This window comes from Pseudomonas sp. EL_65y_Pfl1_R83 (assembly GCF_963970695.1).
Lineage (GTDB): Bacteria > Pseudomonadota > Gammaproteobacteria > Pseudomonadales > Pseudomonadaceae > Aquipseudomonas > Aquipseudomonas tritici.
Window position 1 is genome coordinate 1 of record NZ_CAXAQI010000223.1, and the last position, 534, is coordinate 534.

Below are 534 nucleotides of genomic sequence, written 5' to 3' on the forward strand. Positions count from 1 at the left end.
CGTTCTCCGAACTCGAAAGTGCGCGCTCCAGACTGAAGATCGTTCACCGCGAGATCGCGGACGACACAGACGTGCAAGCGCGGAAGGATCTCACTGCCTCTCTCGAGACGGCGCGCGCAGCTGCGCAAATCCTCGCGACGCGGCGGGCCGAGCATGAGGCCATCAGCGCGAAGACGCGCAACCTTGAAGATCTCGTCGATCGTCATCGGAAGGCGACCGACGAACGCACCAGCGCTGAACTCGCGCTTGAGGCTGCGCGCTCACGCCGCGCCGAAGTCCGCGAGGGCTTGGCCACGGCGCAGCAACGGCTTGCTGATGCGCGCAGCGCCTTAGAAGCCGCGCGCACCTCCCGCCAGGAAGCCCGCCGTGCCCTCAGCGCGGGCGAGGAGCTCTTGCGCGCGTCGCGCCGTCGAAGCGCGGTGTCGGCGGCACGCGCGCGGCACGCCGAGTTGGTTGACCTAGAGCGGCTTCAGGTAGAGGCCGCAGCACTCACTGCGACGCTGATTCCCGCCAAGGCGATGGAAGCGATCGAGG

1 protein-coding gene is annotated in these 534 nt (G+C 68.0%); it reads left to right on the forward strand.

Features of this window, described 5'->3' with window-relative positions:
- A partial coding sequence (locus AACY08_RS28535; protein WP_445262057.1) for a hypothetical protein occupies positions 1–534 on the forward strand: 534 nt, incomplete at both ends.